We start from the raw sequence: 19423 nt of genomic DNA on the forward strand, positions 1-19423 counted from the left end.
TCTCCTTTATAAATAAAATATTATTGTTCTTATAACAAAATAAGCCACCTATTCCATTTCGTCAAATAAAATTTTATCGAAGTGAAATAAGACTATCCAATTGTTAAGGGTACCATGCATTTAACAAGATAACAAATCAATTGCTCACTCTTTATTATTACAAAATTTTTCACAAGTTATGAATTGGCTTCATCTAAGTCATGTAAGGGTTTTCTATCCTTTAATTGTTTTTTAATTATTTTATACTCATTAATAAATTGCTCTGCCTCTGTGATGGTGACATTTTCCATACCATAACGGACTTTTTCATACAAGTTAATCCAATTATTTGAACAACTTATTTCAATTCTTTTCAACCATTCACGAGCGGATTCTGATCCTTTGCGCCCAATATTTTTCTTAACAGCAATCTTTTCTAATTCTGATACATATTTTCTAATTTGATGTGTTGCTTTTGAATATGAGGGTATATTGATTAACTTTGAAAGGTCTTCCTCTGTCTTTTTTGCAAATTGTCGCGTTAATATAACTTCATCATTATCATCAGTCATAGGAGCTTTAAAGCGTCTAAACCGTATAACGGCCAAAATCGCTAAAACAGAAAAAACAATTAATATAATTACATAGAAATTATTTCCTTCCGAAACTTGCTTTTCAAGAATGCTCGTTACTTGATCATTTTCAGTGTTATCATTTATTATTTCCTCTTGGCTTGTTGGTTCTACATTTTTTACTTGTATTATTTTATCTAAAAAAGGAAATACTCGACCCAATAAAGGAATCAATTTTAGTAAAGCAGTAACAATCACTAGTAAACCTTCTCTTAACCCCAAGCTAATGACGACTATTATGCCTCCAATAATAAGTGGAATAATAACGGTGTACAATGCGACAGAAAGAAAAGCACTTTTCTTGGAAAAATTACTTAGAAAGTAATTTTTCATAAATGTACCATAGGACGAAATGAAAAATTGGAGTAATATAAGCAGTAAAATAGTGTCTATTTCAACTAATTTTAAAGGTTTGCCTATACCATAAATTAAAATTCCAACAATAATAGATATTAAAAGCAGTCCATTTTGATTATCATAATATTCATCATCAAAATCTTCTGGCAGCAACTTATACAATCTCCACTGACTAAAAACAATCATGATAACAAGCCCCCAAAACGGGATTCCTGCGAGAATAGACCCAATTATCATTAAAGGAATGGAAATAGAATAATACAATAAATTTACTTTATGCTTATTTCCCTTTGATAGCAGAAGGGAAATGAATACCGAAAATAACATAACAAGCAAAAACATCCAGCTTATTGTGTGAATCCCATCCTTTAATCGGATTGGAAACAAAAATAACACCAATAAAATAGATTCACTAATAATGGTCTTGAAGATTCCCACTATCCAACTTAAGCTTGTTTTTCTATTTGATATTGTTTCCATTCCTTCATGACTCCTTGTCCATTTATTGTATCCAATTTAAAAATGGTCGAGTTTTTCCTTTTAAAACTTAAAAGGATTCTATCAGTTTGAATAGCGCTTTCTCCAACATGAATAATGATTGGAAATGACATGTCTTTTTTTTCTATATCTTTTAACATGAATAGATGTGGTAAAGGAAAAGTATGAAATGACAACATGGATAACATTTCAAATGCTTTTTGTCTTTGAATTTTTCCTTCTCCTTCTGAAAGGTAGAAATATGGAATATCGCCATGAGTACGAACATTTATTGCAAAGGCAAATGCAATATTTTCTTTCACTGCTTGCTCAATTAAATAGGCCGTAAAACTGATTAATTCCTCCAAATCTCTATTAATTGAATGGCCATCAGAAATATTCAATACAAATAACCATGTACGTGCTCCATTGTTTGGAAATACCTTTGTTTGAAGTTTTTGCATCCTCGCACTTGCTTTCCAATTAATATGCTGGAACGAATCACCGTTAACATATTCTCTTGTACCAATAGGCTGCATAGGATCATAAAACAATGACGATGAAGTTTCTTGATATCCATGCAATAAAACAGGCTTATTTTCGATGTTATGAAGGAATTTTCTCAGAGGATAGACCAATTTTTTCTTTTTTATTATTTCATTATAATTAAGAACAACAGCTCCACTTCCAAATAAATGGTGAACTTTCACTTCAAGTCTATAAATACGGGATACGCCTCTTTTTATGGCCAAAAAGGGGATACGTACCTCGACCTGTTCATTGGTCCAAGCTTTAAAAGGAATATTCACCTCAATAAATGAACGATTTTTTATAAACGGATATGTTGTTGGTTCGATACAATCATCAAAAGAAATGGATAATGCTCCTTTTACAATTGGATATCCTTCGTTTACAAAGGTCAACAACCATTCACCTTCAGTATCGACGTTTAATCTTGTTAATTCCTTGTTATTATCAAAATAAAATTTTTCTCCTAATTTCCTAAAATAGAAATTATGTAAGTACAGAAAAACAGCTATAGAAGCCACAATAAAGAGCATCCAGCTTTCACCAAACAAAAATGCTATTGTGATTAAGAGAAATAAGAATGTGCGCATTAAATGCAAATTGCCTGTGATTAAAATTTCCTTATCCCATTTCATTTTATCGCACCGATTCTACAGGGGCTGGAATATTAGAAACAATATCCTCAAAAATCTCATCCACTGTATTTGTCAATGATGCCTCCATAGATAAGTACAAACGATGCTTCAACACATACGGGGCAACGATTTTTACATCATCAGGAGTAACAAACTGCCGCCCTTGAATAAACGCATGTCCTTGACTAGCTTTTAATAACGCTAATGCTGCACGTGGACTAGCTCCTTGATCAATAGCTGAATGCTCCCTCGTTTGCCTTGTAATCAATAAAATAAATTTTTCAACATCTTCACTGATTAATATGTTTTTAACTTCTTGTTTTAAATAAATCAACTCTTCTTTCGAAAGGATTGCTTGGACAGTTGATAATGGTTCTTCCTTTTGAAATTTTCTTAAAATATCTCTTTCTTCTTCGTATGTAGGATACTCTATCGATATTTTCATAAAAAACCGATCAAGCTGTGCTGCTGGCAGCGGAAATGTCCCTTGTTGTGATTCCACCTGATTTTGTGTAGCAATTACCATGAATGGTTCTTCTACTTTAAGGGTCTCACCATCAATTGTTACCTGTCTTTCTTCCATGACTTCAAGCAAACTTGATTGTGTCCTTGGTGTAGCTCGGTTAATTTCATCGGCTAGTAAAATATTCGTTATGATTGGTCCTTGTCTTAATTCAAATTGCTGATTTTTTGGATTAAAAAACTGCATTCCCGTCACATCTGTTGGTAATACATCTGGCGTGAATTGGATTCGTTTAAAATCACCATTGATGCATTTTGCAAATGTTTTAGCCAGTAATGTCTTACCTGTCCCAGGAACACTTTCCAATAAAATATGCCCGCCTTGAATTAAGGCAATGGTCAATAATTCAATATCTTTTTCCCGACCGACAATAACTTTAGCTATTTCTCTCTTTAATTCGCTTATTTTATTTTCCATCTGTAGTCCCCCTTGTCGACGTTTTCTATATAATACAAATATACCAAATTTTATAAAAATAGGCTATTATCAAAAAAAAGAGTTCTTTCAAAAGAACTCTTTGCACCTATTAGCTTCTAGGTACTTCCAAATATTTATAAATTACATGACCATTTCGTTGAGCTATTCCTTGAAAATGTTTAAAGTCATCCTGTTCCACGATAATTTTTCGCACTTCATAGAAATCAGCATTATCAATATATAATTCTTTCATTTCTCCCGTGCGGAGTTGATTTAGCAACTCCATTATTTTTTCCTGTGTCAAAAGAACCACACTCCATATCGGCGATACTAAACAAATCTTTTTTAAATTAACACATTCCTGTTCAATTAAAAAGGGAAAAATTTGTTTAAAAACTTGAAAATTTCTATAAAATGGTGCAAACTTAATAGAAGATATTAGAAAATTATCAATAAATAATCAATGCGAAATGGGGGACGTCAGATGAAAAAAGCCGATGTTGGAAATGTTATTGAATTTAAAAACGGTTTACGTGGCGTTGTTGAGAAGGTGAATGAAAACTCAGTAATTGTTGACTTAACATATATGGAGAATTATCGAGATCTCGAACTAGAAGAAAAAACAGTAATTAATCATAAAAATTACACCATCATTCAAGAATCAATCAACGCATAGAAAGGACTAAAAAAATTGGCTAGAATAGTCAATTTTTTTAGTCCTTTCTATATAAGTCAATTTCATTCTTAGAAAAGCGCAAGCGCCTTGCTCATCGACGTAAAAACTGGAATGACTTTGACTGAGATAAAGGAAACACGTTGAGCCTGAAGGGCGAATCGATGTTGACTTATCGTAGGGAAAAGTCCTGAAGTTTTCTAGTGGATAGGCGCTGGAGCTAGACAAAGCAGATATTTATTGGGAACATTAATCCTATAAAATTTATACTTTCTTATCTCAGAACAAATATTTTATTTCTTACTGTTATTTGTTAAAATTACTTTATAAATTGTTTATTATTGTTTAGTCGAGGGGAGATTACTTTCAAATGAAACGCAGCGCGACAGATATTAAGCTAATTCTAGGAATATTGTTAGCGCATGTATTGTTGTATATTACATTCAACGATAAATCAATATTTTGGTACATATATACTGCTGTATCTTTATTACTTATAAGCTATTCTATTGTTAATGAAAAGTCTGAGGATGATATATCTACAAAGAAATACTTATTTAAAGCTATAGTGTCCGGCATAGGCTTATATTTAATCTTTTGGATTGGAGACTGGTTTTTCTCCATTGTTTCTCCTTTCTTGGAGAATAAAGTAATAAAAACCTATCATTTACTTTCTCCGAAGTGGGTTTGGCATTATTTTGTTTTAGTATTTATTATGGCGCCTGGCGAAGAAATCTTTTGGCGTGGCTTTATTCAAAAAAGAATCATGAAACATATACAAGGCTGGATTGCCGTTTTAATAACCGCCATTTTAAACGCTTCTGTATTCATCTATTCAGGTAATATCGTTTTAATATTTGCAGCTTTAGTTGGAGGGATTGTGTGGGGAACACTTTATTTTAAATTTAAAAGTATCCCTCTAGTCGTTATTTCCCATTTAATTTTTGATTTATTACTAATAGTTGTTCTCCCACTTCATTAAACCTCAAAAAACAGGTTCAGAACAAACCTATTTTTTGAGGTTTATTTTGTCTTTTTTCACCCATAACAATATGATAAATAGTAAACTTATATAACCAAATAGTGGATATAAAAATGAAAGAAGCGTTCCGTAATTAATCTTACTTATTAACGTGACTACGGCAATGATCATCATATATATCCAAAACATTTTCAAAGAAAGATATTGTCGCAGTTGTTTTCCTAGACCATAAATATTCCCAATAATCGATGTGAAAATCTCTCCATAAATAATGGCTACATAAATAAAATAAATACTACTAAACGTGTTTTGTACAATAATTGCCATTGGGATATCATATTGGTTCACATTTGGCAGCATAACGAGTGTAATATGGCTGGATATTAGTATAAGTGTTAATAATCCCCCTCCGATTATTCCACCCCATTTGACAATCTCTTTATCATTTACTTCATAGGCTATAGGTACCAGCACAGCTTGGGCTAATGTTAAATTAAGAGCAGCATAGGAAAATGGGGAGAGGAAAAACCTCCATCCATTCTCTACTTCTGGTATATGAAAAAATATATTCGCAAAATTTGGCGCCACGATTGATTGTGTCATAATGATAAAATTAAATAGTACCATCATCGGTACTACGAACGAATTAACCGCAAATACCCCTTTTGTGCCAATAACCATAATGAGTATGGTTAATCCAATGGTAAGATATATTCCTATATTTTTGTCCAATCCCAAGTGGTCCTCAAAAACAGAACCTGCACCTGAAAACATAACTCCACTAACACCTAATAACATAAGCAACATAAATATATTCATCAGCTTCGCAATTCTTCTTCCAAATAAATATTGATTAAAGACCTCATATGAATGTGCCTTAAGATCAATCGCCTTTACCATGATTTTTGAGCCTAATACAATAAATAAATATCCTGCAATAAGAATAGACAAAATTCCGATAAACCCATACTTCGTAAAAAACACAACAATTTCCCTTCCTGTTGCAAAGCCAGCTCCAATTACCGTTCCAACGTAAACTGCAGCAATTTGACATGCACCAATCCACTTTTTCATTTATATCCCCTCACATTTGTTTCCACTACTAAACCATATGTACAAGCAATGAAAAATACGACAATAATATATTTTTTTAAATAGGTCAAAAAAGATCAAAAAATAGTTTACAAAATATAAAATTGGGTGTAAGATAAGTTCATAAGGTCAAAGATGGTCAAAATTAGCAAAGACCATCATTTTTAGATAAATAAGGTCAAAGTTAGTCAAAATCAAACTTTATCAAAATAATATTGCATTGCTATTTAAGGAGGAATGCTTTTATGAAATGTCAAAAATGTCAAATGAACTTAGCAAATGTTCAATTAAGAGTAAATATAAATGGTCACACACAGAATCTTCATCTTTGTTCCGAATGCTATCAAAATGAGTTTTCTATGAAAAAGACACCATTTGGTGGTATTCCTTCAATGAATGGATTTGAAGATATATTTAAAGGATTGGGGAATTCCCCTAAGGATACTGTGAACACTCAAGAAGCTCAACATACAGGAAATAACAGCTTTTTAGATAAATTCGGTAAAAATTTAACAAATATAGCGAAAGCAGGATTAATAGACCCTGTAATCGGAAGAGATCAGGAAATTAATCGTGTGATAGAAATATTAAACCGCCGAAATAAAAACAATCCTGTATTAATTGGTGAGCCGGGTGTCGGGAAAACAGCTATCGCCGAAGGACTTGCCTTGAAAATAGCTGAAAACAATGTTCCAGCAAAATTAAAAAATAAAGAAGTATATTTACTAGATGTTGCTTCACTAGTTGCAAATACCGGGATACGTGGACAATTTGAAGAACGAATGAAACAATTAATTACAGAATTACAAAGTCGAAAAAATATACTGTTATTTATTGATGAAATCCATCTTCTTGTAGGGGCAGGTTCTGCTGAAGGTTCTATGGATGCCGGCAATATTTTAAAACCAGCCTTGGCTAGAGGTGAGCTTCAAGTCATTGGTGCGACAACATTAAAAGAATATCGCCAAATTGAGAAGGACGCTGCATTAGAACGCCGATTCCAACCAGTTCAAGTGAGCGAACCGACTATCGAGCAAGCAATCAATATATTAAATGGATTAAAAGAGAAATACGAAAATTACCACCATGTAAATTATTCTGATGAAGCAATTAAAGCGTGTGTCAATTTATCACATCGTTATATTCAAGATCGTTATTTACCGGACAAAGCCATTGATTTAATGGATGAAGCTGGTTCTAAATTAAATCTCGCTATCGGTACTAACGATCGTGCGGATATTAAAGAACGGCTTGTTGAAATCGATTCCGAGAAACAAAAAGCATTAGAAAAAGAAGATTATGAAACGGCTGCGAAATTACGTGATGAAGAAGAGCAATTGGAAAAAACATTGAATACGGATGAAGACTCAAATCATTCCATCATTGTGGATGTATCACTTATCCATGAAATTATCGAACAAAAAACTGGAATCCCTGTCGGAAAACTTCAGGAAGATGAACAGAAAAAAATGAAAGACATTGAAGAAAATCTTGCAAAAAAAGTAATCGGTCAAGATGAAGCAGTGAAAAAAATCGCTAAAGCGATTCGTCGTAGCCGAGCAGGTTTAAAAGCAAAAAATCGACCTATCGGTTCATTCCTTTTCGTAGGTCCGACTGGTGTTGGGAAAACCGAACTAACAAAAACATTAGCCGAAGAATTATTCGGAACGAAGGATGCAATGATTCGCCTTGATATGAGTGAATATATGGAAAAACATAGTGTATCAAAATTAATCGGTTCACCTCCAGGTTATGTTGGACATGATGAAGCTGGCCAATTAACAGAAAGAGTGCGCAGAAATCCGTATAGCATTATCCTTTTAGATGAAATTGAGAAGGCACATCCAGACGTACAGCATATGTTTCTGCAGATCCTAGAAGACGGACGTTTAACAGATAGCCAAGGACGTACGGTTAGCTTTAAGGATACAGTCATTATCATGACAAGTAATGCGGGTGTAGCTACAAAAGAAATTCATGTAGGATTTGATCAAAATAATGCCATCAAAGAGACAAGTATCCTTGATTCGCTAGGAAGCTTTTTCAAACCTGAATTTTTGAATCGATTTGATAATATCATTGAATTTCATCCATTAAATAAAGAACATCTACTAGTAATTGTTGATTTAATGATTAATGAATTAAATGATTCATTAGCAGAACAACATATTACATTAGATGTGGAAAATGTAGTAAAAGAAAAACTCGCGGAATTGGGATATCATCCTGCGTTTGGTGCAAGACCACTTCGCAGAGTGATCCAAGAACAATTGGAGGATCGGATTGCGGATTATATTTTAGATCATCCCGATCAAAAAGAATTAGTAGCAACCCTTATAGACAATACAATCAGTGTGTCTATTAAAAATTAACCAAAAAGGAGAAAAGCAATGAAAGCTTTTCTCCTTTTTTTTATAGTTTGCTATCATTTACCTGATCTAGCCATTGTTGGATTGTACCAATGACAGATTCCACACAACCATCCTCAAATGGAGAAATAAGATTGGCCTCTTTTACTAATTTTGTAAACGACTTGCTTCCACCTTGTTTACATAGATGAATATAATCTTTCCATGCTTCTTCATGATTTTCTTGTGACTTCTTCCAAAATTGAAATGCACAAATTTGGGCAAGTGTATAGTCAATATAGTAAAATGGCGATTCATAGATATGACCTTGTCTTTGCCAGAATCCGCCCTTTTCGAGATACTCTAAACCATCATAATCACGATGCGGTAAATATTTCGCTTCAATATTTTTCCATGCTTGCTTTCTTTCCGCAGGGGTAGCCTCTGGGTTTTCATAAACAAAATGCTGGAATTCATCTACAGCCACACCATAAGGTAAGAATAATAAGGCACTGCTCAAATGGGCAAATTTATACTTATCTGTATCCTCTTTAAAGAATAGTTCCATCCAAGGATACGTGAAAAATTCCATGCTCATTGAATGAATTTCACAAGCTTCATGTGTCGGCCAACTATACTCCGGAATTTCAAATTGACGACTGGAATAAACTTGGAAAGCATGACCAGCTTCATGTGTTAACACATCAATATCACCTGAAGTACCATTAAAGTTTGAGAAAATATAAGGAGCTTTATAATTTTCAATATAGGTGCAATATCCACCACTCGCTTTTCCTTTTTTCGCCACCAAATCCATTAAATGATTTTCATTCATAAATGTAAAAAATTCATCTGTTTCCTTCGATAATTCAGCATACATTTGTTTACCATTATCAATAATCCATTCAGGGCTCCCTTTCGGAGTGGCATTACCAGATAAAAATTGAAAACTCTCGTCGTAAAATTTAAGAGAATCCACGCCAATTCGTTCTTGTTGACGTTCTCTTAATTTACTTGCAAGAGGTACTATAAATTCTCTTACTTGATCTCGGAATTTCGCTACCATATCGGCATTATAATCGATACGTGCCATTCGATAATAACCGAGCTCAACGAAATTTTTATACCCAAGTTTTGATGCAATCTCAGTTCTAACCTTTACTAATTCATCATAAATGCGATCAAATTCATCTTCATGAGCAACGAAAAAACCAAATTTCGCCTCTACCGCACTTTTCCTTGTTTCACGGTCTTTTGATTCCGTAAAAGGATCAATTTGTGCAAGGGTTCTTTCTTCCCCTTCAAACATAATTTTTGCAGATGCAATAAGCTTAGTATACTCAGATGTAAGTTTATTCTCTTGTTGCAATAAAGGAATAATCTCAGGGGAAAATGTTTTTAATTGTCCTTCTGCTAAATCAAAAAGCTGCTTTCCCCACTTATTTTCTAGTTCCAAGCGAAACTCGGAAGATACTAATGCTTGATAATATTCAGATGTGAGACCTTCTACTAAAGGCATAATCTCATCCATATAATCATTTTCGGCTTTATAGAATTCATCATTCGTATCAATTGTATGGCGAACATAGCAAAGATTAAACATCGTTCCTATTTCATTACTTATTTTATTAATATTTTTCATTGCTTCACTTTGCTCTTCAACACTTTTAGAAAGTTTAAATTTCTCCAGCTCTTTATGAAAAGATGCTTGTACTTCCTCAATATTCGGTCTTTTATATTCATAATCCTCAAATCTCACATTCATTACTTACACCCCACTAAAAATTATTCAATCCATAATTTATTCGCTATAAATAGTAAGATTTCCTCCTTTCCATATAAAAAAGCATTTCTTATGAAAAGAAATGCTTTTATTCTATCATGCTTGTGGAATATTTAATCCTATTTTTTTTAAAGATTCAATTGCCACTTCTTTTTCATCTGAACTTAGCACCGACATTAATTGATGAATCCGATTTTGGTGCCCTGGAAAAATAGATTCAATAAATTGCTTCCCTTCGTCTGTAATGTGAGCAAATGTTACACGGCGATCATTTGCACAACCTACACGCTCAATAAGCTTTTTCTTCTCCAGTTTATCCACTACATACGTAATACTACCACTTGCTAATAATATTTTATCGCCTATTTGCTGTAATGGCTGGTCACCTTTATGGTAGAGCAGCTCTAACACCGCAAATTCTGTCGGATTTAATCCGTTTTTCTGAATAAACTCATTTGTATATTCATTGACTGCACGAAACGCCCTTGATAATACTATAAATAGTTTTAATGATTGCTGAACTTCATTATCCATTCAATCCATTCCTTTACCTACATATTAAAATAATAAGATTTCTATTATTTTAATACAATTTATAATATGATAAAAGAGTAATTATATAAATTGAGGTACTTCCATGAAAAATAAATTTAAAAAATTGGCATTCTATTTTATTCCAGTTCTCGTCCCCGCTATTTTATTGACATTAACATATGGTTACTATAGCTATAAAAAAAATGTGGGAAAATCAATTATGCAGACGGAACGTAATGCATCCATTTACCAAAGACAGTTAGATCAGGTCATTGGGGAGACAATAAAAAGTTTAGAGGTTTTGGCAATAACATTTGAATCAAATTTCAATAATATTACTGATGTAAAAACAGCCCTTAATACAATGAGTGGAAAAGACCCACGATATGGAGGTATGTATTTTTTAGATAAAAACGGGAATGTCATTACTGGTACGAATGATTATTTGAAACAATATAATCTTAAAAATCAAAGTTATATTAAGACGATGTATCAAACTCATCAATCCGTCGTCTCAGACCAAGTGGAAACATTATCAAACAACAAAAAAGTTGTCGCCATTGTAACACCGGTAATAAAGAATAACGTCATACAGGCAATAATCGTTGCACATATTCGAACGGATTATATTGTTAATATTATTCAAATGTTAACTCCTAATACATTTGTTCATGTTGAAAGTGAACAAGGAGTTCCCATTTTTTCAACAAATGATCAATTAATTCTAAATCCGTCGAATAATTATGTAAGTACATCTCTGGAAAGGGTTCCTTGGAAAATCACATTAATTCCTAAACATCCAAAAATCAAATCCGTTTTTATTAATACTTTTATATTTTTCTTAATCATTACTACTGTTATTCATGTTGTTTATTTATTTTTTCATACATTGTCAATTAAACGACAAGCAGAACGGGAAAAACTTCAAAATGATTCGCAAAAGCTTGAACTTGTTGGTACACTTGCAGCTAGTACCGCACACGAAATTCGAAATCCGTTAACCGGTATTAAAGGTCTTGTACAATTACTATCAGAAAAATATAAAGACCCGAAAGATCAATTTTACTTTTCGATTTTACACAAAGAAATCAATCGAATCAATCAAATTGTTAATGAATTCTTAATACTCGGGAAACCTACTATTCAAAAAATGGAAAAAATCCATTTAGACCAAGTGATTAATGACCTAAACCCATTAATATATTCCGAATCAAATTTATACAATGTGCACTATTCCTATCAAATTAAATCTGAGGAAATTACAGTGCTTGCCACAATTGATCAATTAAAGCAAGTTGTCCTTAATATAACAAAAAATGCCCTTGAGGCAATGCCTAGTGAAGGCAAATTGATACTTAATCTAGAAAAGATAGATAGTCACGCATTGTTGTCTATTTCTGATAATGGAACGGGTATATCTCCAGAAAACTTAAAAAAAGTTTTCACTCCTTTTTTTACTTCAAAGGAAAATGGGACTGGACTTGGTTTAGTTGTATGTAAAAGAATCATTGAATCATTTGATGGAAGTTTGTCGATAAAAAGTGAAATAAATAAAGGCACGGAAGTATTAATTTCCCTTCCTATTTTTAAAGGTTAATCTCGGTTAGGAGATTAACCTTTTTAAATGGTGATGTATTAAACTTGAGGTGAGATAATAGAGCGTATTTCATTGATGATCAGTGAGGGTTAAACATGGTGTAATAATTTTTTAAATAGCATTTAATACGTTATATTTCACAACTCTCTCATTACTATGTTTTTTACTTTTATATATAATAAATGAAGATTCCTTGATAACGACAGGTTTCAAACTTCTATCATTTGATTGTTGGAATTTGTAGTATTCATTCAATAACGTGTCTAATTCCTGAGAGCAAAAAATAGTTTTATCATTTGTTAACCCATATCGTTTTCCAAGTTGTATCATTTCTTCCCTTTTTACTTGAATTCGCTTTAAATATCTTTTTTCTTTTATTGCATTGCCATAGGTATACACTTTTTCATTCTCCTTCAATTTCATTCTTATATCGATATTTTTCGACTACCTTTCGAATTATCGCAGGTATACACATAAAAGTAAATAGATTCGCAATATTAGACATTCTTTTTACAAATTTTCTTTATTTCTACATAGAACACGAATGTTTTTCGACATTTCTTCGTGATATTCCTCGTATTTCTACACTCTTTTTCATACATTTCTCTATTATAAATTCTATTTGAAGATAGATATGAATAATTTATCATGAAAACTATTAACATTGAGGTTTTGTGCGTACTCCTATAAAATATACTAGGATAGAATTAAAAATAATCTTATGCATATTTGAAAGAAGAGGTAATACACATTCATGAAAATCATTGCAAGTACTTTAAATGCAAAATACATTCATACGAATTTGGCCATTCGTTATTTAAAAGCCGCAGCCGCACCAGAATATAATATTGAACTAGCCGAATATACAATCAAAGACCCTGTGATGAATATCGTTTCTGATTTATTTACAAAAAAACCTGACGTCCTTGGGTTCAGCTGTTACATTTGGAATATTGAAGAAACGATTAGGGTCATCCAAATGTTAAAAAAAATTATGCCGGAACTAACGATTGTACTCGGAGGACCTGAAGTATCCTACGATACGACGTATTGGCTTAAGCGTATACCAGAAGTTGATTTCATCGTAATGGGTGAAGGTGAAGAAACATTTAAACAGCTCCTTAATGAAATTCAAGAAAAGAAAGATTTTAAGCAAGTTCACGGTATTGGATATATAGAAAATGAGAAGATCATTATTAATCCAATTCGCAATAAAATTGACTTGCGTGAGCTTCCATCGCCTTATCGATTTGAGGAAGACCTCCCCCATCTTTCAAAACGAGTGATTTATATTGAAACAAGTCGCGGATGCCCGTTTAACTGTCAATTTTGCCTGTCATCTATTGAAGTTGGGGTTCGTTATTTTAATCGTGAAAAAATTAAAGATGATATTCGTTTCTTAATGAATCACGGAGCAAAAACAATTAAATTTGTCGATCGTACGTTTAATATTAGTAGAAGTTATGCAATGGAAATGTTTCAGTTTCTCATTGATGAACACACACCCGGAACAGTATTTCAATTTGAAATAACTGGGGATATTATGCGGCCGGAAGTAATTGACTTTCTAAATGAACACGCTCCAAAAGGTTTATTTAGATTCGAAATTGGTGTTCAATCTACAAATGATTTAACGAATGAATTAGTGAAAAGAAGACAAAATTTCGAAAAGCTCACCCGTACCGTTACAATGGTGAAAAATGGCGGAAAAATTGATCAGCATCTCGACCTTATCGCGGGGCTGCCTGAAGAGGATTACCAATCATTCCGAAAGACCTTTAATGATGTGTTTGCATTACGTCCGGAGGAACTTCAGTTGGGATTTCTGAAGATGTTGCGTGGTACAGGTCTTAGAATCCGGGCAAAAGAACATGAATATATTTATATGGATCATGCTCCATATGAAATTTTAGGTAATAATATTCTATCATTTGATGACATCGTTCGAATTAAACAAGTAGAAGATGTGTTAGAAAAATATTGGAATGATCATCGCATGAATGAAACAATTGAATATTTAGTTACCAACGTTTTCGAAACGCCTTTCGATTTCTTCCAACAATTTGGTTCTTATTGGGAAGAACAAGGATGGAGCAGAATTGGGCATCAATTGGAAGATTTGTTTAGAAGATTGTTATCTTTCTTAAAAACAGACGAAGAAACACGTAAACATATTGAAATTATTGAAGGATTAATGAAATATGATTACCTTCTTAATCAGAGATACAAACCAAGAAAATCTTGGTGGGAGGATCGTGTTAGTAAGGATGAAAGAAACACCATCTTTACTGATATCAATGCGAATCCACAACAACTAGGTGAGACGTACAATCAGCTTCAATTAACCCAAAAAGACTTAAATAAACATTCAATTGTTGAAAAAATACCATTTAACTTACATCACTATCACACGACGAGAAAAATTAACCGTGAAGATAGTTATATGCTTGTTTACTTTGATCCAAAGACTGGAAAATCATCAATTTTTAGCACAAATAAAAAGTAGCCGCTTTATGCAGGCTACTTTTTATTTGTAGGAGACTTATCTTTGTTTTCTTTTCGTCCGGCGTCTTTAGCTGTTTCATAGAACTTAATTGCATTTAAGTCTCCGATTTCAACACCAAATTCTTCCCGATTATTGCCTTTATTATTTTTCTTCATTTTCCTTTACGGCCTTGTTTAGAATTACGGTTTGCATGTTTTGCTGTTTCTTCACCATTCGCAAATTCTGCTGAAAACTCGGCTTCTTCTACATTTCTTTTTGGTGTGTGACTATGTTTAACAGCAGCATTCACTTCAGCCTTACGTTTCGCCATGTATATCCCCTCTTTTGACTATTTTATGGTACGTCAATAGTTTTTTCCAAAACCATTTTGAATAAACCAAAAGAGATTATCCAATTATTAGTCGTTCTTTTGGATAATGATAATTATTCGACTGATCTCTTCCTCCCATCATGTACATTAACGAAACAATCCCTACTCTTCCAATAAACATTAAAACAATTAATAAGCATTTTCCAAATATCGTTAAATCAGGAGTAATTCCCAACGATGCCCCTGTCGTACCAAATGCAGAGCAAACCTCAAATATTATTGAAAGCAAACTTTCGTGTTCAGTTATGGATAAAAGAATAACCGAAACGATACAAATAAATGAAGCAATGATAAATACGGCTAATGCCTTTAATACATCCATCTCATGAATTTCCCGCTTAAAAATTTTTATATTCCGATTCCCTTTTGCAAAATGAATAATAAATAAAACAATAATTGCAAATGTTGTTGTACGGATTCCTCCCCCAACTGAACTTGGTGAAGCACCAATAAACATTAATCCGGACATAATTAACAATGTTGGTGAAGAGAATTGATTAATATCTGCTGTTAATAGACCGGCACTTCTCGTAGTATTCGATTGAAAGGTAGTATAGAAAAAGGCATCATACCAATCCTTTCCCTTTAAAAACAAATCTTTTTCTAACAAAAATATAGCGATTGTCCCAAAAATAAATAATATTCCATATGTTGAAGTTGTTATTTTAGTAAATAATGAAAAGTGAAATTTAGGAGCGTTTTTCTTACGTAATAAAAATTCTTTAAGCTCCAATAAAACAGGGAAACCGATTGCCCCAAGTGTGATAAGAATCATATTGATAAATTGTACAAAATAATCTTTAGCAAATGGTATAAGAGATTGCCCAGTCAAATCAAATCCTGCATTAGTTGTTGCACTAACCGACGCAAATAATCCATGTAAGTATGCAACTTTCCAATCAGAATAATAAGTTAAAAAATATGTCCCTAATATTAGGGCACCGATTAATTCAATCATTAAAATTAAAACCAAAATTAATTTCAACATTTTAACTAAACCTGAAAGATTTGTTTGGTTTTGATCCGTCATAATTAGTTTACGTTGTTTCAAACCAATCTTCTTTCCAAGGATTAACCAAAAAAACGTTGTAATCGACATAATTCCAATCCCGCCAATTTGCAAAATAAGCATTAATATAATTATTCCGCTTGTGGAATAGGTTTCTGATATATTTACTGTCGACAAACCTGTTACACTTACTGCACTCGCTGCTACAAAAATTGTATCGAGGACACTAGTGTGGACTCCCGGTTTATGTGCAAAAGGCAGACGAAGAAAGATTGAAGAGATAGATACGGTTAAAAAATAATAATAAACAATTAATTGAAACGGCGTTAATTTTCTTAATTTCGATTGTAAATAATGTCTCATTAAACAAGATTCCTTTCCAACCAATAAATCAATTTCTTACTCCTTCTAATATATAGAAGAATGGCGGCGATTAAAAGGAAAATTATTAACAAATACGTTTTAGAACTCCTTAACTAGATTACAACCTTTTACCATTCATGTTTATCACACTTATTAAACATAATAGTAATACAAGATTTTTATTAATTTTCGAAAGGGGTATTTTAAAATGGCAAGAAGCAGCAATAAATTATTAGTCCCAGGAGTAGAACAATATTTGGATCAAGTGAAATATGAAATTGCCCAAGAATTTGGAGTAAATCTTGGTTCAGATACCGTATCACGTGCAAATGGATCCGTAGGCGGAGAAATTACAAAACGTCTTGTAAAACAAGCACAGTCTGAGCTTTCAGGCAAATAAAAGTATTAGAAAAGCGCAAGCGCCTTGCTCATCGACGTAAAAACTGGAAGGACTTTGACTGAGATAAAGGAAACGCGGGTGATGTAAGGCGAATCGATGTTGACTTATCGTAGGGAAAAGTCCTGAAGTTTTCTAGTCGATAGGCGCTGGAGCTAGACAAAGCAGATATTTATTAGGAACATTAATCCTATAAAATTTATACTTTCTTCTCTCAAAAGAAAAAATAAAGAGTAATCCACTTTTAAAGTTGGATTTACTCTTTATTTTTGTGATATTTTCCATGCATGTTATGTGGAAAATTTCTTCTCTTTACTTTATCTTTATGTTTTCCCCTATGTTTCTGTATTTTTTTACTGGTGGCGGGATTCATATTATATTTATCTCTTCTATGTTTATTTTGATGATTATTGTGATGCTTTTCATATTTTCGGTATACATCATTGCTTTTTACATTTGATCGAATACCATTCTTTCGGTTATTCGCTGTTTCTTGATTCTTTATTTTATGATGATGGTTATGATGCTTGATAACTTTATTATTACGTTTAGAAAGTTTTCCTTTTTCTTGTTTATGTATTTCAGAAACGCTTATTTTTTTTACCGGTAACTTTTCTTTATTCCTGTCTTTATTTGGAGTTATTTGAATTTCATTTTCAATTTTTTTAATTTCAGTCTCTTTATTTGTTGGATTTTGGTCAATTGTTGATTCATTTTTTCTTTTTTTCTCTGCAATGAATTTTCCTGGAGATATCCCTTGTTTACGAGCAGTTTTTCTTTCTTTAATTGATCCCTTTACAACCTCAATCTTAGCTTCAATTTTTTTTGCAGCCGTTTGAACTTCTTTAATTTTACGATCAAGTAAATCATCCTTTGGTTGATTTTCTTTGTTAATTATTGAAGCGATGATAATATTCTGTTGTTGTTTTATATAGCCCATGGCAATGCATGTATTCATTATTGTTTTAGCAACAGTTGCAAAGGATTGATCCTTATCAAATTTCGTAGATGTTAATACCTTCTCACCTATCTCATTATACGCATTCGTCCGAATAACATGGAAATCTTTATCTAAAACAAACTCGATACTTGGATTCATATCCATTGTCACGTAAGCATATGCCTTATTTTTTTCAAATGGATTTAAGAACACCAATCCTATTATAAATACAGCAACAAGTCCTGATGCACATGACCATAAAGTATATTTGACCCGCTTTGCAGGTTTTCTTTCATATGTTTCAAAAAAAATTTCTTCCCCAATGTCGTATGTATTTTCGGTTTTCTTACCTTTAATGAATTCCCCTTCAGGAGTCAGCATGACCAAATGTTTGTTTTTTATTTCTAATATGACACCCTTTTTCATTATGATAACCGCCCTTTTACGTACTCCCTTAAATAAACAAAATCCAATGAAATAATTAAAGCGATGGCAATAATATATTTTCGATTACGTTCCAGTGTTTTTCGACTCACATTCACTTTACTTTCCAGCATTTTAATTGGTAATCTTTTTTTATCGTTCATATATTGTAAAAGCTCTGGATCACTAACCAATGTTCTAGCAACTTGTATTGCATTTATTCTTGCATCCTCATGTTTAGGTGAATGTTTAACTAAATCCTTAAATTTCAAACCAAATGTTTGCAAAAGGACAGAAAATCGACTAATCTCGTCTTTTCTTTTTTCATTATCGATGTTTCGATTATATTCATCAACAGATAATGTATTTTCAAAGGTCAGAGAATTTTCCTCTTCATTTAACCCTCCATCGAAGCTTAAATCCTTATATTTATTGTTACTTCTAAGATAATCAATTACTCTTCTCTTAATAATGACTTCTGCAAAAGATAAAAGAGAAGTACCTTTGCTTTGGTCAAACTTATGTATGGCGTCATTAAAGGCAATGAGTCCAATGCTAAATTCATCATCACTATCATTAATATAGTGCTTACATACTGAAGAAACAGTCTTCTTTACGAATGGCTGATAATCTTGAAGTAATTGATTTAATATGTTTTCATCACCATTTTGGGCTGATTGAGCCATTTCTTCTAATGACATTTGATTCCGTTCTTGGACTAAACAATTTAGCATGAAATTCACCTCATTATCCACTAATTATAGCATGGATGAGGTGTTTAATAAGTTTTCTATCTATTTACAAATTTGTTTCATCATACGTTTCGAAAAAACACTCCGATTTTTTGAGGGTTCAGAA

At 32.5% G+C, this 19423-nt stretch carries 19 protein-coding genes; 6 read left to right on the forward strand and 13 right to left on the reverse strand.

The annotated features are described in order from the left end of the window. Nucleotides 1–176: 176 nt before the first annotated feature. The 4 genes from I5776_RS13695 to I5776_RS13710 all read right to left on the reverse strand — a co-directional run bounded on the left by I5776_RS13695 (nucleotide 177) and on the right by I5776_RS13710 (nucleotide 3834). On the reverse strand, nucleotides 177–1154 hold the full coding sequence (locus I5776_RS13695; RefSeq protein ID WP_202776950.1) for a hypothetical protein: 978 nt from the start codon (nucleotides 1152–1154) through the stop codon (nucleotides 177–179). Nucleotides 1155–1414: 260 nt separating this feature from the next. Beyond that, nucleotides 1415–2563, reverse strand: coding sequence for a DUF58 domain-containing protein (locus tag I5776_RS13700; protein WP_202776951.1), 1149 nt, complete (start codon nucleotides 2561–2563; stop codon nucleotides 1415–1417). A 46-nt stretch (nucleotides 2564–2609) separates the two neighbouring features. Then, nucleotides 2610–3548: an AAA family ATPase gene (locus I5776_RS13705; RefSeq protein ID WP_202776952.1), complete on the reverse strand. Its 939-nt coding sequence runs from the start codon at nucleotides 3546–3548 to the stop codon at nucleotides 2610–2612. Nucleotides 3549–3657: 109 nt separating this feature from the next. Then, nucleotides 3658–3834 (reverse strand): hypothetical protein, encoded by a 177-nt coding sequence (locus tag I5776_RS13710; RefSeq protein ID WP_425490274.1) that lies wholly within the window; start codon nucleotides 3832–3834, stop codon nucleotides 3658–3660. Nucleotides 3835–4032: 198 nt separating this feature from the next. On the opposite strand from I5776_RS13710, the gene I5776_RS13715 reads away from it, so the two are divergent. Together I5776_RS13715 and I5776_RS13720 are read left to right on the forward strand one after the other, a co-directional pair. Next, entirely contained in the window at nucleotides 4033–4224 is a 192-nt protein-coding gene (locus tag I5776_RS13715) for a YkvS family protein (RefSeq protein ID WP_202776954.1), read from the forward strand. A gap of 367 nt (nucleotides 4225–4591) precedes the next feature. Further along, nucleotides 4592–5203 carry a CPBP family intramembrane glutamic endopeptidase gene (locus I5776_RS13720; RefSeq protein WP_202776955.1) on the forward strand — a complete coding sequence of 204 codons (612 nt, stop codon included), beginning with the start codon at nucleotides 4592–4594 and terminating at the stop codon, nucleotides 5201–5203. A gap of 27 nt (nucleotides 5204–5230) precedes the next feature. On the opposite strand, the gene I5776_RS13725 is transcribed toward I5776_RS13720, so the two are convergent. Continuing rightward, entirely contained in the window at nucleotides 5231–6277 is a 1047-nt protein-coding gene (locus I5776_RS13725; protein ID WP_202776956.1) for a YkvI family membrane protein, read from the reverse strand. A gap of 263 nt (nucleotides 6278–6540) precedes the next feature. On the opposite strand from I5776_RS13725, the gene I5776_RS13730 reads away from it, so the two are divergent. Beyond that, entirely contained in the window at nucleotides 6541–8667 is a 2127-nt protein-coding gene (locus tag I5776_RS13730) for an ATP-dependent Clp protease ATP-binding subunit (protein ID WP_202776957.1), read from the forward strand. Nucleotides 8668–8707: 40 nt separating this feature from the next. On the opposite strand, the gene I5776_RS13735 is transcribed toward I5776_RS13730, so the two are convergent. Continuing rightward, nucleotides 8708–10408, reverse strand: coding sequence for a M3 family oligoendopeptidase (locus tag I5776_RS13735; protein WP_425490275.1), 1701 nt, complete (start codon nucleotides 10406–10408; stop codon nucleotides 8708–8710). Nucleotides 10409–10522: 114 nt separating this feature from the next. Next, complete coding sequence (locus I5776_RS13740) at nucleotides 10523–10960, reverse strand: MarR family winged helix-turn-helix transcriptional regulator (protein WP_202776958.1); 438 nt, start codon at nucleotides 10958–10960, stop codon at nucleotides 10523–10525. 103 nt (nucleotides 10961–11063) lie between these two features. Between I5776_RS13740 and I5776_RS13745 the strand changes: the two genes are divergently transcribed. Next, nucleotides 11064–12557, forward strand: a complete 1494-nt coding sequence (locus tag I5776_RS13745) for an ATP-binding protein (protein ID WP_202776959.1) — start codon at nucleotides 11064–11066, stop codon at nucleotides 12555–12557. A gap of 111 nt (nucleotides 12558–12668) precedes the next feature. Here I5776_RS13745 and I5776_RS13750 read toward each other — a convergent pair whose 3' ends face one another. Continuing rightward, a complete protein-coding gene (locus tag I5776_RS13750; protein WP_202776960.1) occupies nucleotides 12669–12956 on the reverse strand; it encodes an aspartyl-phosphate phosphatase Spo0E family protein in 288 nt (95 codons plus the stop codon). Between the two features lie 355 nt (nucleotides 12957–13311). On the opposite strand from I5776_RS13750, the gene I5776_RS13755 reads away from it, so the two are divergent. Continuing rightward, nucleotides 13312–15063: a B12-binding domain-containing radical SAM protein gene (locus I5776_RS13755; protein ID WP_202776961.1), complete on the forward strand. Its 1752-nt coding sequence runs from the start codon at nucleotides 13312–13314 to the stop codon at nucleotides 15061–15063. 14 nt (nucleotides 15064–15077) lie between these two features. On the opposite strand, the gene I5776_RS13760 is transcribed toward I5776_RS13755, so the two are convergent. The 3 genes from I5776_RS13760 to I5776_RS13770 form a co-directional block, all read right to left on the reverse strand. Continuing rightward, entirely contained in the window at nucleotides 15078–15218 is a 141-nt protein-coding gene (locus I5776_RS13760; RefSeq protein WP_202776962.1) for a hypothetical protein, read from the reverse strand. Beyond that, entirely contained in the window at nucleotides 15215–15373 is a 159-nt protein-coding gene (locus tag I5776_RS13765) for a hypothetical protein (RefSeq protein ID WP_165797717.1), read from the reverse strand. The genes I5776_RS13760 and I5776_RS13765 overlap by 4 nt, the downstream gene beginning before the upstream one ends. Nucleotides 15374–15449: 76 nt before the next feature. Then, on the reverse strand, nucleotides 15450–16805 hold the full coding sequence (locus tag I5776_RS13770) for a TrkH family potassium uptake protein (protein ID WP_202776963.1): 1356 nt from the start codon (nucleotides 16803–16805) through the stop codon (nucleotides 15450–15452). A gap of 208 nt (nucleotides 16806–17013) precedes the next feature. Between I5776_RS13770 and I5776_RS13775 the strand changes: the two genes are divergently transcribed. Further along, nucleotides 17014–17205: an alpha/beta-type small acid-soluble spore protein gene (locus I5776_RS13775; RefSeq protein WP_066227883.1), complete on the forward strand. Its 192-nt coding sequence runs from the start codon at nucleotides 17014–17016 to the stop codon at nucleotides 17203–17205. Nucleotides 17206–17458: 253 nt separating this feature from the next. Here the strand turns inward: I5776_RS13775 and I5776_RS13780 are convergent, their stop codons facing one another. Then, nucleotides 17459–18568 (reverse strand): anti-sigma factor domain-containing protein, encoded by a 1110-nt coding sequence (locus I5776_RS13780; RefSeq protein ID WP_202776964.1) that lies wholly within the window; start codon nucleotides 18566–18568, stop codon nucleotides 17459–17461. Continuing rightward, nucleotides 18568–19299 carry an RNA polymerase sigma-I factor gene (sigI, locus tag I5776_RS13785; RefSeq protein ID WP_202776965.1) on the reverse strand — a complete coding sequence of 244 codons (732 nt, stop codon included), beginning with the start codon at nucleotides 19297–19299 and terminating at the stop codon, nucleotides 18568–18570. The genes I5776_RS13780 and sigI overlap by 1 nt, the downstream gene beginning before the upstream one ends. Nucleotides 19300–19423 lie beyond the last annotated feature (124 nt).

The sequence above is a fragment of the Heyndrickxia vini genome, from assembly GCF_016772275.1.
GTDB lineage: Bacteria > Bacillota > Bacilli > Bacillales > Bacillaceae_C > Heyndrickxia > Heyndrickxia vini.

Coding starts and splice junctions, on each gene's coding strand:
- I5776_RS13715 (WP_202776954.1), top strand. CDS start 4,033: ATGAAAAAAGCCGATGTTGGAAATGTTATTGAATTTAAAAACGGTTTA.
- I5776_RS13775 (WP_066227883.1), top strand. CDS start 17,014: ATGGCAAGAAGCAGCAATAAATTATTAGTCCCAGGAGTAGAACAATAT.
- I5776_RS13710 (WP_425490274.1), bottom strand. CDS start 3,834: ATGGAGTTGCTAAATCAACTCCGCACGGGAGAAATGAAAGAATTATAT.
- I5776_RS13765 (WP_165797717.1), bottom strand. CDS start 15,373: ATGGCGAAACGTAAGGCTGAAGTGAATGCTGCTGTTAAACATAGTCAC.
- I5776_RS13725 (WP_202776956.1), bottom strand. CDS start 6,277: ATGAAAAAGTGGATTGGTGCATGTCAAATTGCTGCAGTTTACGTTGGA.
- I5776_RS13720 (WP_202776955.1), top strand. CDS start 4,592: ATGAAACGCAGCGCGACAGATATTAAGCTAATTCTAGGAATATTGTTA.
- sigI (WP_202776965.1), bottom strand. CDS start 19,299: ATGCTAAATTGTTTAGTCCAAGAACGGAATCAAATGTCATTAGAAGAA.
- I5776_RS13760 (WP_202776962.1), bottom strand. CDS start 15,218: ATGAAGAAAAATAATAAAGGCAATAATCGGGAAGAATTTGGTGTTGAA.
- I5776_RS13770 (WP_202776963.1), bottom strand. CDS start 16,805: ATGAGACATTATTTACAATCGAAATTAAGAAAATTAACGCCGTTTCAA.
- I5776_RS13780 (WP_202776964.1), bottom strand. CDS start 18,568: ATGAAAAAGGGTGTCATATTAGAAATAAAAAACAAACATTTGGTCATG.
- I5776_RS13730 (WP_202776957.1), top strand. CDS start 6,541: ATGAAATGTCAAAAATGTCAAATGAACTTAGCAAATGTTCAATTAAGA.
- I5776_RS13755 (WP_202776961.1), top strand. CDS start 13,312: ATGAAAATCATTGCAAGTACTTTAAATGCAAAATACATTCATACGAAT.
- I5776_RS13745 (WP_202776959.1), top strand. CDS start 11,064: ATGAAAAATAAATTTAAAAAATTGGCATTCTATTTTATTCCAGTTCTC.
- I5776_RS13705 (WP_202776952.1), bottom strand. CDS start 3,548: ATGGAAAATAAAATAAGCGAATTAAAGAGAGAAATAGCTAAAGTTATT.
- I5776_RS13700 (WP_202776951.1), bottom strand. CDS start 2,563: ATGCGCACATTCTTATTTCTCTTAATCACAATAGCATTTTTGTTTGGT.
- I5776_RS13740 (WP_202776958.1), bottom strand. CDS start 10,960: ATGGATAATGAAGTTCAGCAATCATTAAAACTATTTATAGTATTATCA.
- I5776_RS13695 (WP_202776950.1), bottom strand. CDS start 1,154: ATGATTGTTTTTAGTCAGTGGAGATTGTATAAGTTGCTGCCAGAAGAT.
- I5776_RS13735 (WP_425490275.1), bottom strand. CDS start 10,408: ATGAATGTGAGATTTGAGGATTATGAATATAAAAGACCGAATATTGAG.